The organism is Microcoleus sp. Pol12B4 (assembly GCF_036701385.1).
Classification (GTDB): Bacteria; Cyanobacteriota; Cyanobacteriia; order Cyanobacteriales; family Microcoleaceae; genus Microcoleus.
The window spans coordinates 13,053-29,504 of record NZ_JAUBQR010000003.1; the positions used below are offsets into that span (position 1 = coordinate 13,053).

13 protein-coding genes and 1 tRNA gene are annotated in these 16,452 nt (G+C 44.6%); 8 read left to right on the forward strand and 6 right to left on the reverse strand.

Going from position 1 to position 16,452, the window contains the following annotated elements; all coding sequences use genetic code 11:
* A partial coding sequence (locus QUA38_RS01075) for a PAS domain S-box protein (RefSeq protein WP_333158435.1) occupies positions 1-2,715 on the reverse strand: 2,715 nt, incomplete at its 3' end.
* A gap of 542 nt (positions 2,716-3,257) precedes the next feature.
* On the opposite strand from QUA38_RS01075, the gene gatB reads away from it, so the two are divergent.
* The 7 genes from gatB (at position 3,258) to QUA38_RS01110 (ending at position 9,716) form a co-directional block, all read left to right on the forward strand.
* Entirely contained in the window at positions 3,258-4,748 is a 1,491-nt protein-coding gene (gene gatB / locus QUA38_RS01080) for an Asp-tRNA(Asn)/Glu-tRNA(Gln) amidotransferase subunit GatB (protein WP_333158437.1), read from the forward strand.
* A gap of 373 nt (positions 4,749-5,121) precedes the next feature.
* Positions 5,122-6,288 (forward strand): pentapeptide repeat-containing protein, encoded by a 1,167-nt coding sequence (locus QUA38_RS01085; protein ID WP_333158439.1) that lies wholly within the window; start codon positions 5,122-5,124, stop codon positions 6,286-6,288.
* A 43-nt stretch (positions 6,289-6,331) separates the two neighbouring features.
* Positions 6,332-6,919 (forward strand): Uma2 family endonuclease, encoded by a 588-nt coding sequence (locus QUA38_RS01090; RefSeq protein WP_333158441.1) that lies wholly within the window; start codon positions 6,332-6,334, stop codon positions 6,917-6,919.
* A 191-nt stretch (positions 6,920-7,110) separates the two neighbouring features.
* Positions 7,111-7,746, forward strand: coding sequence for a Uma2 family endonuclease (locus QUA38_RS01095; protein WP_333158443.1), 636 nt, complete (start codon positions 7,111-7,113; stop codon positions 7,744-7,746).
* A gap of 107 nt (positions 7,747-7,853) precedes the next feature.
* Positions 7,854-9,086, forward strand: a complete 1,233-nt coding sequence (locus tag QUA38_RS01100) for a pentapeptide repeat-containing protein (RefSeq protein WP_333158445.1) — start codon at positions 7,854-7,856, stop codon at positions 9,084-9,086.
* 175 nt (positions 9,087-9,261) lie between these two features.
* On the forward strand, positions 9,262-9,465 hold the full coding sequence (locus QUA38_RS01105; protein WP_333158447.1) for a hypothetical protein: 204 nt from the start codon (positions 9,262-9,264) through the stop codon (positions 9,463-9,465).
* Positions 9,462-9,716 (forward strand): type II toxin-antitoxin system RelE/ParE family toxin, encoded by a 255-nt coding sequence (locus QUA38_RS01110; protein WP_333158449.1) that lies wholly within the window; start codon positions 9,462-9,464, stop codon positions 9,714-9,716. The genes QUA38_RS01105 and QUA38_RS01110 overlap by 4 nt, the downstream gene beginning before the upstream one ends.
* Positions 9,717-9,877: 161 nt before the next feature.
* Here the strand turns inward: QUA38_RS01110 and dpdE are convergent, their stop codons facing one another.
* The 5 genes from dpdE to QUA38_RS01135 all read right to left on the reverse strand — a co-directional run bounded on the left by dpdE (position 9,878) and on the right by QUA38_RS01135 (position 16,056).
* Positions 9,878-13,213 carry a protein DpdE gene (dpdE, locus tag QUA38_RS01115; RefSeq protein WP_333158451.1) on the reverse strand — a complete coding sequence of 1,112 codons (3,336 nt, stop codon included), beginning with the start codon at positions 13,211-13,213 and terminating at the stop codon, positions 9,878-9,880.
* A 347-nt stretch (positions 13,214-13,560) separates the two neighbouring features.
* Entirely contained in the window at positions 13,561-14,217 is a 657-nt protein-coding gene (locus tag QUA38_RS01120; RefSeq protein ID WP_333158453.1) for a glutathione S-transferase, read from the reverse strand.
* Positions 14,218-14,505: 288 nt separating this feature from the next.
* A complete protein-coding gene (gene trhO, locus QUA38_RS01125; protein ID WP_333158455.1) occupies positions 14,506-15,453 on the reverse strand; it encodes an oxygen-dependent tRNA uridine(34) hydroxylase TrhO in 948 nt (315 codons plus the stop codon).
* Positions 15,454-15,507: 54 nt separating this feature from the next.
* Positions 15,508-15,579 (reverse strand) — tRNA-Gly (locus tag QUA38_RS01130).
* A gap of 216 nt (positions 15,580-15,795) precedes the next feature.
* Positions 15,796-16,056 carry a hypothetical protein gene (locus QUA38_RS01135; protein ID WP_333158457.1) on the reverse strand — a complete coding sequence of 87 codons (261 nt, stop codon included), beginning with the start codon at positions 16,054-16,056 and terminating at the stop codon, positions 15,796-15,798.
* A 90-nt stretch (positions 16,057-16,146) separates the two neighbouring features.
* On the opposite strand from QUA38_RS01135, the gene QUA38_RS01140 reads away from it, so the two are divergent.
* On the forward strand, positions 16,147-16,311 hold the full coding sequence (locus QUA38_RS01140) for a hypothetical protein (protein ID WP_333158459.1): 165 nt from the start codon (positions 16,147-16,149) through the stop codon (positions 16,309-16,311).
* The last annotated feature ends 141 nt before the right edge of the window (positions 16,312-16,452 follow it).

Sequence of the window (16,452 nt, forward strand, 5' to 3'; positions counted from 1 at the left end):
AATTACTTCCATATAGTGAACTATTTTGCGATCGCTCAAAGCCTCAGTTAATTCTAGCCGCTGCTTCAACGCTTCTACAAAACCTGAAATGTGTCGCAAAGGTGCGCGCAAGTCGTGGGAAACTGAGTAAGAAAAAGATTCTAATTCTTGATTTGCAGCTTCTAATTGCTCTGTGCGTTCTGACAAAGCTTGTTTTGTCTCTACCAACTCAGTGATATCGCGAGCAGTCCCAATTAAAGCATAAACCTCACCGTTGAGATTTCTCAGCGGAATTTTAAACGTGTCGAAGTAAGCATTGCCACCCGGTCTTACAAATTTTTCCTGGTAATGTAGAGTTTTGCCTGATTCAAAGACGTGCAAATTTTCCCGGCAAAATCGTTCTGTGAGTTCGCTGGGATAGCACTCAAAAATGGTTTTGCCCTGCATCTGCTGCCTGCTGTCGAAGCAGGAAAATTTGGCCAGGGGATGGTTGACAAAAGAAAAGCGCATATTGTCCCGTTCTACAACATAAATGTAGTCCGGCAAAGCATCAAAAAATGTCTCTAATTCTGCGGTACGCTGCGCGACTTGAGCTTCTAAAGTTTCGTTGAGTTCTTTGAGTTCAGCTTCTACTCGTTTGCGTTCGGTAATATCTTGACCAATGCCGATACACCTGCCGTCGGAAAGGCGAACATTTGCCCAAGAAATGTCGATAATTCGCCCGTCTCTAACTTTGGTTTTGAAGTCACTCCAGTTCAGATTTGCTGCTTGGATTTCATCCAATACGTATTGACGATATTCTGGCTGCGGATAAAATTCTGCCAAGATATCGCGGTCTTTGATTTCTGCCAAACTCCAGCCTAGCACTTGTTCCCAGTGGCGGTTTCCCCAGTTTATTTGACCGTTTTTATCTAAGAAGACGAGCATAATCGGCACGTTGTCGAAAATAGTTTGCAGCAGTTCTTTTTGCTGTTTTAATGATTCTTCGGCTTGTTTGCGATCGCTGATGTCGAGTACGGAACCGATAATTTGCCTCATTTGTCCGTCAGGGGTTCTTTTAAAGATTGTAGAGCGATCGTGCACCCAGCGCCATTCGCCATTTTTGTGTTTAATTCTGTAGTCTTTGTCATCCGTTTCATAGGGATTCCTGCTGTGTTTTAGTCGCTCCATACCTGTAATTAGCTGTAACAGATCATCGGGATGAACTAAGTTAGTGACAGCGTCTGTACCCAAATCTTGTAATTCTTGGGGAGTGTATCCCAGCATGGCTGTGAGGGATTCATTTGCATAAATATTTTTGTTTTCTACTGCATCGTAAATGTAAAGAAAGTTGGGGATAGTTGTCAGGATACTCTCTAAAAGTTGTTGATGTTTTTGCAGTTCAGATTCTGCCTGTTTGCGCTCGCTTAAGTCCAGTACAAAACTGACCCCTAACTGCTTCGTTCCTTCTAAAAATGTGCTGCCCAGCAGCACCGGAACGCGACTACCATCCGAGCGTATAAATTCTTTTTCAAAGGGAACAACCGTATTTCTAGCCTTCAGCTCGGCAACTTTTTCAGTATCTAAACGCACGTATTCTGGTGGTGTCATTTCTTGCCAGTTAACTCTTCCGGCAAGCAGCTCGTCCCGTGTATAATTTACCGAGTTTAAAAAAGCGGCGTTGGCATCTATAATGCTACCGTTAAGATCCCAAAAAATTAGGCCGATCAGGTTAGAATCAACTATGGCTTTAAATTTCGATTCGCTTTGTCGCAACTGCGATTCGACTTGTTTTAGTTCTGTGATGTCGCGGGCGATGGATAAAACAGTTTTTACTGAATTGTCTTCAGCAAACTCGGGAATGACTCGACAGTGGTAATGTTTTATGCCCTCGGGACTAGGAAACTCAAATTCTATGGTTTCTTGTTTGCCGTTGCCAAAAACTTTCACAAAAGTCTCGTCCCACAGGTCGCACAAGTGTGATGGCATTCCTGATTCTCTGTTGCTCTTGCCAATCAATTCTGCGGGGGGTTTTCCGGTTGCTGATTCTACTGCGTGGTTGATGTAAAGGTGGCGGAATTCTCGATCATACCTGGCGATGATATCGGTCGCATTTTCGGCTAGGGTGCTGAAAGCTTTTTCGCGTCGGTGCAGTTCTTCTTGAATGCGGTGGCAATCGGTTACGTCTCTACCCAAAGATAGGATTGAAACTACTGTTCCCGATTCATCTATGAGTGCAGAATTATACCATTCGCAGTAAATTATTGAGCCATCTTTGGTATAGTTGCGGTTGCGGCAAACGTTGCGGGTTTCTCTGCTTTCTAACAGTTGATTTGTGACGGCGCACACTTCCTCGAAGTCTTCTTGATAAACTATTGACCATTCGTGCCAGTATTTGCCAATTGCTTCTGCTGCACTCCAGCCAAATAGTTGTTCTGCCATTGGCGACCACCGTACTACCCGCAATTCCCTGTCCCACTCTATAACTGCCATTGGCGAGTTTTCTAGATGAAATTCCCGCCGCGAGTTGGCTTTTTTTATTTGAGTTTGAAGTTGCTGCCGGAGTTGCTTCGCCTCGGCCAAGCGGTCTCTGAGTTCCTGTGGGTTTGCTGAGCCGATGTTGGCAATGTGAGCAATGGTTTCTGCTGTTTGTTTTTCGAGTTCGTTCCAAGCGAGTTCGAGGGCTAATTCCGCCTGCTCTAGCTCAGTGATGCTGTTCTGAAACAGTGTGGCACTTTTAACTGGAATTTCACGCATAGTTTTGACACTTAGGCAAGTGTTACTTTTAGAATTCAAAATTAAAGCTTAAAAGTTAAAAATATGTAATTTCCTGTTAAATTATACATTTTTAATTTTTAACCTGTGCGTGGAGCCGATCGTTGGAGGCGGGCGGCGTTATTAAAAACTGCCAGTCAAAGAATTTGGGGTGCAGATTGATCGGCAATTGTAGTGGATCGGTCTAAAACTCTCTTGGGTAAGGGAAGGGTACGGGCAGGAGCTAGCCCTAAGTATATTTTTGCACAGAGTTGTTGTTTGGGGGCGATCAAAACGAGATAGGCGTGGCTGCGGGCTTGGGTCGATCGCCAATCTGTCGCAGGGCGTTGCCTATGCAGATCCCCATTTGTCTCAACTAAACACGCTTTCTCAAAGTCTGGCAGGGGTTTAAACCTGCCGAACTAAGGGTTTGACGCGCTTGCTGACACCAATGAAAATTCGCCTACCTACAAATAATCTCCAATCAGTTTGGTCCATAAAAAGCTAAAATAAAATCTAAAGTTATTCAGTCTTGTAGGTCGCTTATGACTGCTGCTGCACCAGTTAAAACTCAGTACGAAGCCATTATCGGTCTTGAAACTCATTGTCAATTGAGTACGAATACTAAAATTTTCTCCAGTTCTTCTACAGAATTTGGCAATGCTCCAAATACTAACATTGACCCAATTTGTATGGGGATGCCGGGAGTATTACCAGTATTAAATCAAAAAGTTCTGGAGTATGCGGTGAAAGCAGGGCTTGCTCTCAACTGCGAAATCGCACCTTACAGTAAGTTTGACCGTAAGCAATATTTCTATCCCGATTTGCCGAAAAATTATCAAATTTCTCAGTTCGATTTGCCGATCGCAACTAACGGTTGGCTAGAAATTGAACTGGTGGATGAGGCGGGAAATTCTACTAGAAAAAAAATCGGGATCACTCGCTTGCACATGGAGGAAGATGCCGGAAAATTGGTTCACGGCGGTAGCGATCGGTTGAGCGGTTCTACTTATTCAATGGTGGATTACAACCGCGCAGGTGTGCCTCTAATCGAAATTGTTTCGGAACCGGATTTGCGATCGGGCGCGGAAGCTGCCGAATACGGTCAAGAATTGCGCCGGATCGTGCGCTACATAGGTGTTGGCGACGGGAATATGCAGGAAGGTTCGCTCCGGTGCGACGTGAATATTTCGGTGCGCCCCGTGGGCAGAAAAGAGTTCGGCACGAAGGTGGAAATTAAAAATATGAACTCTTTTAATGCGATCGAACGGGCGATCGATTACGAGATCGAGCGGCAAATTCAAGCTGTGGAAAATGGCGAAACCATCGTCCAAGAAACGCGGCTTTGGGATGAAAACAAGCAGTGTACTTTCAGTATGCGGGTTAAGGAAGGCGCGAGCGATTACCGGTACTTCCCGGAACCGGATTTGCCTCCGATCAAAGTTTCGGCCGAGCAATTGCAGGATTGGAAAGCTCAACTGCCGGAATTGCCGGCCCAAAAGCGCAATCGCTACGAAACTGAGCTCGGTCTTTCTCCCTACGACGCGCGGGTGCTGACTGACGACAAAGCGGTGGCAGAGTATTTTGAAAAATCGATCGCCGCCGGTGCTGTGGCTAAACAAGCTGCCAATTGGGTGATGGGCGATATTACTGCTTATCTGAAAAATGAAAAACTGGCGATCGGAGAAATTCCTTTCCAACCGCAGGATTTAGCCGAACTGCTGGGGCTAATTGAGGCCGGTACGATCAGTGGCAAAATCGCTAAGGATATTTTGCCGGAGTTGCTGGCAAAAGGTGGTTCCCCTCAGAAGTTCGTTGAGAGCAAGGGTTTGATTCAAATTTCGGATACTGGGGCGATCGATCGAGCGATCGATGCCGTGTTGGCAGCCAATCCCAAGGAGCTCGAACAGTACCGAGCCGGTAAAACTAAGCTGCTGGGCTTTTTTGTCGGCAAGGTGATGAAGGAAACGGGCGGCCGAGCCGATCCCAAACTGACCAATGAGCTGCTGGTGGCGAAGCTTAACGGCCCAGGTTAAGCAGTAGTTAAGGAGTTCGTGTAGCGGATACAGCGGCGCGCGATCGGTTTTTCACTAGCTCGCCGCGCGATCGCCCTTCTCGCGAGATCGTAACTTTATAATTAATCTACATTTCTTTACAACATCTTCACGTTTGGGGGTGACACCCCTCATCCTAGTAGTGTTATATTGTGTTATGTAGATGCACCCTGATGGCAGAGAGAGTTACTTAGGTAGCTCTCTCTTTTTTTTGTCTTTTTTTTGCACGGACGTGAAAATACGGATGGGGGAGAGTGGGATTGGCCATACCGATTCCCGATTACAGATTACCGATTAGCAATTACCGCTTTGAGTCGATTAATATCAACTTTAGTTATTAACTAATTTTGACATTATGAGCGAACAAGCTAGCGAGTTAATCAAGCAGGGGATTTCGCAATATCAGGCGCGCCAATTTGAGGCGGCGCTGGGTTCTTGGCAGGAAGCGCTGGCGCTGTATCGCTCAATGAACGATAAGCGGCGATCGGGTGCGGCGCTGGGTAATATGGGCGTAGCTTACGAAGCGCTGGGAAATTATGCTCAGGCGATCGACTGCTACCAGCAGCATTTGGTGTTAGCGCGGGAAATTGGGGATCGCCGGGGCGAGGCAAATGCTTTGGGAAATCTGGGCAATGCTTGCTGTGCTTTGGAGGATTTTTCTGGTGCTATTGATTACCAGCAGCAGCGTTTGGCGATCGCGCGGGACACTGGCGACGGGCGCTCTGAATTGGAAACTTTGGGCAATTTGGCGCTAGCTTACGATGCTAAGGGAGATTTGCCTGGTGCGATCGAATGTTATCAGGAGCAGTTGTCGATCGCGCGCGCCAGCAAGGACGATCGCATTGAGCGCAATGCTCTCAAGAATTTGAAGCTTGCTTACAAGTATTTAGCAGATTACGAGAAGGCTAACCAGTACCGACAGCAGCAACTGGCGATCGTCCGCGAACTATTTTTAACTGATAAAAATAAGAGTTTTGTTCAACTTGCAGAAACAGTTGGTTTGAATCCAATTGAAGATTTTGCCGGGGCTAATTTAAGCGGTTTTGACTTACACTACACTGATTTTAACGGTGCGGATTTGCGCGAAACCAACCTCCGAGGCGCAGATTTGACTTTGGCCGATCTCAGCGGTGCTTTGCTGAGCGCTGCTATTTTAATTGATGCTAATTTGTGCAATGCTAATTTGCGGGATGCTGAACTCAGCAGCGCTAATTTAAGCGGTGCTGATTTGCGGACAAAGCTGCCCCGGGCGAATTTGAGCGGTGCAAATTTAACCGGCGCAAATTTGAGCAGTGCTTATTTACCGAATGCGATTTTAGTAAATGCAAATTTGACAAATACTGATTTCAAAAATGCTGATTTAAGTGGTGTTAATTTGAGTGGTGCGAATTTAAACGGTGCTGATTTGAGCCGCGCTGATTTGACAAGTACGGTGGTTAAAAATGCTAATTTTTCTGGTTGTGTGGGAATTTCGGAAGCCGTGAAGGTTGAATTGACGGCACGGGGCGGGATTTTTGAGTAGAATTTATTGGAAAGGTTGGTAATTGTAGAGGGTAACAAAAGCTATGACTGCCGTAACTGCAAAACGATTCTCGATCGCAGAATATCACCGTTTGGGAGAACTGGGATTTTTCGCCCCCGATGAGCGAGTTGAATTGATTCGCGGAGAAATTATCATTATGTCTGCTAAAGGTAGGCTGCACTCTTTTTGTAACAGTCTTTTAGTTCAGGAGTTAATCATTTTACTGGCAAGACGCGCTCTTGTGCGCGCACAAGAGCCAATTATTTTGTCTGATGATAGCGAACCAGAGCCTGATGTTGTTATTGCCCGCAATCGAGCTGATCGTTATTTCTCTTCTCACCCGCAGCCTGCTGAGATTTTGTTGGTAATTGAGGTTTCGGATTCTACGTTGAAGTACGATCGCACAACCAAGTTGTCTCTTTATGCTGAGACGGGGATTTCTAATTATTGGATATTTAATTTGGTTGATAATCAACTGGAAATGCACAGTGAACCTTATCAGAAACAAAACGGGAGTTTTAGTTATCAATTGCAACGAGTTGTTTTGCCAAATCAGATGGTGGTAATTCCGGGTTTTCCAGAGTTGTCTCTAGATTTGTCTTCGGTATTTCCGGCGCCGATTGGTGAGTAAACATTCTGGCTCGATAGCGGATATTTTAACTCAGTAATTAAAGAGCGATCGAGCTTTTTTAGATCATATAATGTAAAAGTGCAAAGGAACAAAGCATAAAACTAGCACTATCATCCAAAACAATTTGGTTTCTGACCCCGGATTTATTCGCGGGAGAAATCTAAAATCTAAAATCTAAAATCTAAAATCAGATGACTGCTCAAACTCTCGCCCCCCCGGAACAAATCGTCCACCTATCAGGTATCAGTTGGCAAACCTACGAAACTTTGCTTGCCGAAATCGGCGATCGGCAAATTCGACTGAGATATAATCGTGGCAATCTTGAAATTAGGCTACCTTCTCCACAACACGAACGCTTCAAAATAATAATGGGTCGATTTGTTCAAACCTTAGCTGAAGAATTAGATGTGAGAATTGAGCCTCTTGGTTCTACGACATTCAAACGTCCTGAACTTAGCGGTGTAGAACCGGATGAATGTTTTTACATCCAGAATATTAGTGCAGTTAAAAGAAAAAAAATCGACCTGACTCAAGATCCGCCGCCGGATTTAGTGGTGGAAATTGATATTACCAGCCGTTCGGAAAATAGCTTGCAGGTTTATGCGGATCTGGGAGTGCCGGAAGTTTGGATTTATAATGGACGGCGGCTCAGAATCAACAGATTTGAAAATGGAGAATACGTTGAGGGCGAGATCAGTTTAGCATTTCCCAGCTTACCGATATTAGAGATGGTTGGATTTTTGGAACAAGCAGAAACAATGGACTATTTGGAATTAGTGAAAGCATTTCGGAATTGGGTAAAAGGCCAAATTCAGCAAAACCAATGAGTTGCGGATCGAATTAAACAAAATTTACAATTTTGTCCACAAAAAAAAGCTGTTTTGTGATAAAATAGAAATAATAAACTAATTTAAATATCAATTACAGGCTGGTAGTGCCAGCAATTCTACCCGATATGCGATCGCTAGAGTCTCACAACAAATACCCAGATTGCTTGTGGATGCAATTAGAAGCAATTCCCGTTCCATCGGTTGCACCCCAAACCCAGCAGCTCGACATTCACTTGAGTCTGAATTTTAACGAGCATTGGGAACCGCTGCTCGGCGGTCGCGTCAAATTTGGTCTGCAAAGCGGGACGCTCAAACTCTATCTAGAAAACTGCGAAATACCCGTTGAATCACGTCAGTTAGTCGGTTCCTTCAAGCTTTTGCCAATTACAGAAACCCTGCCCATTCAAAGTAGTGCAGAAATTTTAGCAACCGAAAGTCAGCGGGGAGTTCAGGGCGGGGAGAAGGCGGAAAAAATTAAGGAAACAGAGAGCATATTTTGTCACGTTTCTACCATCAGCGATGATAAAACGCCAGCTTGGATTTTTGCAGTAGAACAGGGCAAATCAGTATTAAAAGGTTTGCTGAAAAATGCTAAGCTGGGAGAATTGGCTGGCAAAGAATTTAGGATGGCAGCGGCTTTTGAAGTTGCTAAAGAAGATATTAATCTCACAGATGCTGAGGGTTTGTGGCCGCACGATATCACGCCAAATCAACATTCGGTTTTAGAAAGAATCCTTACTCTATACCTGCAAGCAAATAAACTCCAACCTGCCATCAGTTGGGCGCTATTGTCCTACAATTTGCCTCCGGTTGAACCGCGCGAAGTGGAAATTGTCCCGGAAGCTGAATCGGAATTGCAGGAAATGGTCGATCGCATTATCTCCGCTGAAACCGACAACTTTGTGGAGTTGGCAAAAATCGCCAATCTCAATCCAGCACTAGATTTTGCAGGTTGTAGCTTGCGCGGGACGACTTTAAGTGCAGTGGATTTTAGCAGCGCAAATCTCGATCGGGCAAATTTCCGGGGTGCAACCTTAAATGATGCCGATTTCAGCGACGCCAACCTGCAAAATGCCAAATTCGGCGGTGCAGATTTGAGTGGCGCTTTCTTAGGAAATGCTGATTTAAGCGGCGCAGATTTGCACAAAGCAAGTCTAGCTTTAGCTAACCTCAGCGGTGCCAATTTGAGCGGCGCAAATCTGCTGGAAGTGAACTTAACAAATACTAATTTCAGCGGTGCGAATGTCGAGTCAGCCAGATTCGGGAACAATTCAGGAATGGATGAGGAAATGCAGGTGAATCTACAGCAGCGAGGCGCAATTTTTGAGGAGGTTTAGTCCGTAAGTGCGAGTTCCGTTTCATCCATCCGCCTCCATTGTGGCACGGGCGTCACGCCTGTGCGATGGATTCGGTTCAAAAAAATCCCGCTCGACCATCATCAAACCTTGTAAAAAAAATCGCTGTTAAAATAGAACCATCCTTCCCTCCCAACTCATCTCAACAAAAAAGTATATGAAGATAGAAGATTATCCGCTTGCCAAAGAATTGATCTTCGATGCCGAAGGCAACATTAGTCAAGTCATTCTAGATTATACGGACTATCAGTATTTCCTAGAAGCTATCGAAGATAGAGGACTTCTGTTGGCTATGGGCGAAGTAAAAAATGAAAAGCCGTTAAATTTACAGCAAGCACTTGCAGAACTGGAAACAGAATGAAAGTAGAATATCTGCCCAGTTTTGTGAAGGATTTAAAAGCTCTTAAAAGTACGCCTGTTTTTCAGCAAATCAAGGAATTTGCTTTTGGGGAAATTCCCAATATTAATGATTTACAGACAATAGTTAACTTAAAAAAATTGAAAGGCGATGATAATGCGTATCGGTTTCGGGTTGGCGACTATCGAATAGGTTTTTATTTTGATGGCGAAACAGTTACTTTTGCAAGAGTTCTTCACCGGAAAGATATTTAAAGATATTTATCGCTACTTTCCACCCTAAAGCTGTTTTCACTCTTACAGTTTGATTAAATAAAAAGCGATCGCCCTTTTATCCCTACCCGTCCATCGTAGCACGGGCGTCTCGCCTGTGCTTCCGAATCTGGTCAAAAAGAGCGATCGCCCTCCCAAACAAATTATCCTTCATCCTCCGACTTTACAGGAGGACGCCCAGAAATCACAATAAATCCAACAGATTCGAGAGTCAGGTTTGGGCGGCGAATACCAGCTAAAACCGCTTGACTCAACAAACTTTCGGTATTGATTTCATCAGCCAAAACCGATTCTAAAAGTTGTTCGGATTTAGAAAGTCGATTCAATCGCAACTGCAATTGATTCACCCGGTTTTCGAGTTGGATAGCAGCAGTGACAGCAGATCGATCGCACATTTCCACAAAAGCCGATCGCCCGCGCAGCAATTCCTCGGATACCACCCGTCCCTTTTGACAAAAATCATCCCATTCTAGCGGATCGACAAAACTGTCAATCAGCGACGTGCGATTTTTCGACAAATTGTAATCCCGATTCGGCCCGCCTTTCCCCTTATAAGCCCGCTGCAAAATCGCCAGAAGTTCCGCATCTTCCACCAAAGACATGTGTTCGCTGCGAGCATCTACAAACACAGTTTCAAAAGTTGGAAGAAACAGAGCATCCGCGCGGCGCTGCAAAGCTTTCAAGTTGTAATTTTCGATATTTTGTGCTTGCAAAACTTGCTCGGCAGGCTGCACATCAGTCTGGATTGAATAATTAAACTGAAAGCCGAACCACTCCTTCCCAGGCGCAGCATCCCAACTTTCATCATGCCGCCACATGGCAAAAGCTTGACCGCGATCGTCCCAGCGAATATAAGAGCTAATTGCATCGATCAATCCCTCACCAATTCGGTAAAGAGCGACATCCGCATTCTGATGAGCAATGCGGCGGTTGTAACTGCCATATTGCTGGCAATAAGGAATCAATCTGGTTCTCAAATCGTTCGACGGAATCAACGTTTTTTGAGTAGGTTGATAGCGCATCAACCCCGCTACACTCGGATGTTCGATTTGTTTGAAGTGAAGAGCTTGACACAACCAACCTTCAGTAGCCCGCTGCATTTCTTTATGCTTAGCATCGCAGTTGTCGAGAGATTCAAAATACTGAGATGCGCTGTCATCAAGAGTATCAATTTCATCGAGAACGTACTGTTCGTCAATTTTGATTTTCTCTTGTTCGATTTCAGTTTTAATCGCTTCAATTTCGCTGGATAAGCCCTTGCCTCCCTCAGCAAACAACTTTTCTTCCAGTTTGAGAAGTTTTTCTTCAGCATAAAACTGAAGGCTGGCAATAGATTTGTTGAAGATATCAAACCCATCTTTTAAAACTTGAAACCAAGCTTCGTGGGGACTCTCTGGCAAATCCGGGCCTGCAAACAAACAAAATTGCACTCCCATTTTGCTGCCAATACGATCGACTCTGCCGAGTCTTTGTTCTAACTGGTTGGGAAACCACGGCAAATCGAAGTGAACTAACCAATCTGTCACTTGTAGATTTACCCCTACTTCCGCCGATCGATCGCACACTAAAATAAAACAATGCGGTTCAGTCTTAAACCGCTTGAGACTAGCCTCAACATCATCAGCCGATTTGGTCGTGTCATGGCTGGCGATCGCATTTTTACCAAAGATTTTAGCTAAATTTTCCGCAATCTCTTTACAAGTTGCCGTAAAACTGGTAAAAATCACAATCTTCGGGAAACGCTCGCCTGGAATCGGCCGTTTAATTTGCTGTTGAATTCTCGACAGCAAATCGCGAGGTTTGCTGTGATACTCGCGCGGAACCTTCAAAGCAACTGCCAGAAATCGGAGAATCGCGATTCGTAACAAACTCAGTCGATCGAGGCCTTCCTGGGGCTTTTCTAGGGTATTGAGCAAGGTTTCCAGTATTTCCCTTTCTTCGGGAAACAGAGCAGTTTTGGTCAAAATTACCGTGTCATTTTGTCCAAATTCGCGATCGAGTTCTGGAGTCGATTTTTTCTGCAAACGAGCTTTGACAACCCGTTCAAAAACATTCAGCCAAGTACCAGAAGCACGGAAAAATAGCAGAAAAATTCTCTGATATTCGCTCGATTTGGGAGCGACTGTGCGCCATTTATCGAGTAGGGTTTGAATTTCCGACCACTGTTCATCATTCAGATCGTACTCAGTTTTGGGGACAGCATCTCGATCAAAAATCACATCTTCAACCGCATCGCGGCGGTTGCGAAGGATGCGACGATGCAGGCGATAGGTATCGCTAACATGAGTGCGAATAGTTCGGACAAGCCGAGCCTGTTCTGCGGTTTCTTTCGTTTTCAAACAACTTTCTAACTCTGTTGCTAAGCCGATTAAATAATCATCTTTGGCAAAAAGAGTGCGGAATTGAGCGAGTTTTGTTTGCAAAATAGCAGGCTTGGCATTTTCTCCGAAATCCAGCAAAGCGCCACCGATTTCTTGACGGTTTCGCACCTGTTCTTTGAAGCTTTCCAAGTCATCAAGACGGTAAGTTGTGGGATCTAGCAAGTGCAGCATCGTTAAAAAATCTTGCTCGTGGCCGATAACTGGCGTTGCAGATAATAACAATACATTTTTGCTTTTCTGAGCTAGTTTCTGGCAGAGTTCAAACGACTGCTGCTGAGTACGATCGCTGGAATTTGCCATTGCTGCCACATCATGCGCTTCATCCACAATCAGAAAATCTAGGTTGGCGTTGCGGCTAATTTGATTGATGTCGCTAACAGCCACAAGCTGCACTCGGTCAGAAAAATGAGACAAATAGAATTTATTTTCTAACTCCTGCCGCCACTGTTCGAGCAAGTATTTCGGAACCAGTACCACAGCGCGTCCGTTGGGTTCATCTAGCAGAAATTGGCGGAGAATTGTGCCGGCTTCTACTGTTTTTCCGAGCCCTGGTTCGTCTGCCAACAAATAGCGCACGATTGGGTCTTCGAGGACCCGCCGGACGACTTCAACTTGGTGCGGATAGAGGTCTATGTTAGCAGAAATTAAACCCGTCATGCCGCGGCTGACTGCCCGCTGTTCGATCGCAGATTGAACGAATGCCAATCGGCGATCGTGAAAATACGGCGTTTCTTGGCCTTTGACTGCTAAAATATCGATCGGATCGGCGATCGGGATATTGCAGCGAACGTAAAGTTCGGTTTCAACAGCTTGCAAACTTTGGCTGTCGGGCAGGTCAATTTCGTACTCTAATTTATCTTCATCCCAGTCATAAACTCGCCCAATTATCCATCTTTCCTGAGTTGTACTCCAGAGGTAGCAGCGGGTTTGGCGCTGAAGTCTAGCCTCTTGCAGCAAACCCAAGGGTACAGTTTTGCGGATGCGGTTTTTAACTGAACAAAAATATTCAACTACCGCCTCGGTACGCGATGCCTCGACAACTTTTCCGACTCCCAAATCGTTTCTGGGCGATCGAACTAACGAACCAACATCAATCATAATTTCAGCCTGACAATACTTACTAGATTACAATAAATCCTTTCCAGTTAAAAATTTTAGCAAAATGCGATTTTTACCTGCATCACTTTTCTAGTCAAATGATAGTCAATCGATTTTAGATTTTAGATTTTAGATTTTAGATTAAAGAATTGAACGATTGACCCCACGGATAAATTCGGGGGGCAAGTTTCATCCGATACAGGTTTTTTATTTATTCAGTGATGAATCCGGGGGCTTGTACCCTGGATGCTTGCGGTCAATCTAATATTCTCAAAACAATAAGTTTAGCATGGTAAATAACATTTTGAGAATTAATAAATATGCGGGCAGCGAATAAAAATAAGTAATTACGATGGAGGAAAAATAACCCCTGGATTACCGGATTCCCATTTCGGATATTTCTGCATAACACTGCTATAAATTTCTGAGTCTGTAAACCCTGCTAGCCAAGCTTGTAGTTGTGGCCAAGGCTGTTCGTTAAACCAAGCTTGATCCGTATGAGCGAATTGACGGACAAAAGGTGCGATCGCCATATCAGCCAATGCTATATTGTTACCAAACAAATATTTAGTTGCGCTTAACTGTGCATTGAGTTTGTCCAGGAATAAAAAACCTTCATAGCGATGTATTTGTGCATCAACGCCTAGATAACGATCGGGGTACTTATAACAGTCAAGATGATATTTAAACCTATCATCAAATAGAGCAATTAGTTCCAGCATTTCTGTAACAGAACCTCGCTGTGGCATCAACCATTTTTCAGGATCATTTTGTCTCAAGGCCCACAACATGATATCGATACTTTGATCGAGTACCTGCCCATCAACATCAATCAATATTGGTACTGTACCTTTGGGAGATACTTCCAACATCTCTTGTGGTTTGTCTCGCAAAACAACTTCCCGCAACTCACACACCCGATTGCTAACCATCAAGGCTAAGCGCGCGCGCATAGCATAGGGACAGCGGCGGAAGGAATATAAAATCGGGTATGTTGCTGACATATTATATCAATTCCGGTTGCACCGGAATTATTGTTGACTGTTGACTGTTGACTGTTGGTCAAATAAATGAAAATTGCGCGAATTATTTGTTGACCGCAGGATTAGACTTTATGCCCGACGATGAAGCGCGGATTTGATATCATTCCGGTCTGCGCCGGAAACGATATAATTAGTCGATCGCGCGATCGGGTTTTTCGGGTCAGAAACCCCGTTCCTTGGTAGATTCCTTGTCGCTAAACAAGATTTTTCGTATAAACGGGGTTTCTTTAAGCTTAGTGAATAATCATATTAGTCGATCGCACCATCTACTTTTTCCTTCGCATCGTAGCGCGCGCCTATATGTACTTGGTTGCGACGCTTAGCAAGCTCAATCTGACGTTGACGTTCAGATAAGGCTTGTTTTTTGGTTTCAGTTTTTGAGTCATGACAATGAGGACAACTCACACCAAGTACAAATAATTCAGAAGCCTTATCTTCCTGACTAATCGGGTGACGACAACCGCGACAAAGTTCATAGTTACCCGGCTTTAAGTTCTGACCAACAGAAACCCGTTCATCAAAGACAAAACATTCACCTTCCCAACGACTTTCTGCTTCCGGCACCGTTTCCAAATATTTTAAAATTCCGCCTTCGAGATGATAGACTTCATCAAAACCTTGAGTACGCAAAAAAGCAGTAGATTTCTCGCAGCGAATACCACCAGTGCAAAACATTGCCACCTTGGGTTTATTGCGTAAAGCAGTTTCCCGCAGCGCCCATTCCGGTAACTCAGAAAAGCTTTTTGTTTTTGGATTAATAGCACCTTCAAAAGTACCCATAGATACCTCGAAGTCATTACGCACATCAACCACAACAACATCGGGATCGTCAAGCAGCTTATTCCACTCATCAGGCTTAACATATTTGCCAGCCATGAGGCGGGGATTAATGTCAGGTACCCCCATCGTAACTATTTCGCGCTTCAAGCGTATTTTCAGGCGGTAAAAAGGTGCTTTTTCCGAGAAAGATTCCTTGTGTACCAGATCCGCAAAACGCGGGTCACTACGCAAGAATGCCAGCACTGCGTGTACGCCCTCGGATGAGCCTGCAATCGTGCCATTGATGCCTTCTTGGGCCAGCAAGATAGTGCCTTTGACGTTGTTGTTGTTGCAACAATCGAGTAGCGGTGCTTTCAGCTCAGCAAAATCAGGTAGTTCAACGAACTTATATAAAGCAGCGGTTAAGAAATAAGCCATAGATTGAATTTATAACACTAATTAATTTTCATACTTCTATGAAAATTCAGTCAAAGCGGACGGTGGGACTCGAACCCACGACGTTCAGCATGGGAAGCTGACATTCTACCACTGAATTACGCCCGCGCTTAGTGTTTTTTACTTGCTTTCACCTTCTTTCACTTTGGAGGCGGAGCGGTAAAAAACCACTAGAAAAACATTGTACAACTATTTTCTGATTTTGAGTATAGCATTTTGACAATCAATTTTGGGCGGCAGCCGATCGCACAGCGGAGCCATGAACTGCGGCGGACGAGCAAATTGTCATCGCGACGAAAAGCTTGCCCGAACCTTGACAAAGAGTTAGCGGCTTCTGCGCGCACATTCCGATCGCGATCGAACTGCATCATTATTTAACAGCGCCGCCAAAGCTTCCGCACTTTGAGTCTGCCGCCATCCCATCGCCACGATCGATCGCACCATAAACTCGCGATCGTCCACTTTGCTCAGCAACATCGGTAGCGCCACCGCATAATCGCCCTTTCTCATAGCCGTTACCTCCGGCAGCCTGTCTTGAGAATGCGAACTTTGCAGCGCTGCTTGAATTTCCCTAATTTCCCTCACCCCCATTAAAATATATTTTTGTTACTTTTCTTTAAGATTTTAGCAACGAGTGCCTGGTTGTGGAAAAATAAAAGGCTCAGTTTTTAGATTGTGTCTGCAAATCAACAGCCTCAAACTTCCACACCAGAAGAAGTTAAGCAAGTAATTGCGGAATTTGATCGACAATATTGGCAACCGCTAATCGACGATACTTTGGAAAGGAATCAAAACGTAAAAATGCCCCAGCAAGAAGTGATGAAGCAGTTAAAAAAATAATTCAGAGATAGTTTATATCGACGGGACACTAGCGAATTTGCGTGAAGCGAAGCTATCCCGCCGGCAATCGCTACAACCTGCCTAAAAACGAGATTAATTACGGTTCTGTATGGTGTTCTATTGCTTGAGAAGGGCCCAAAA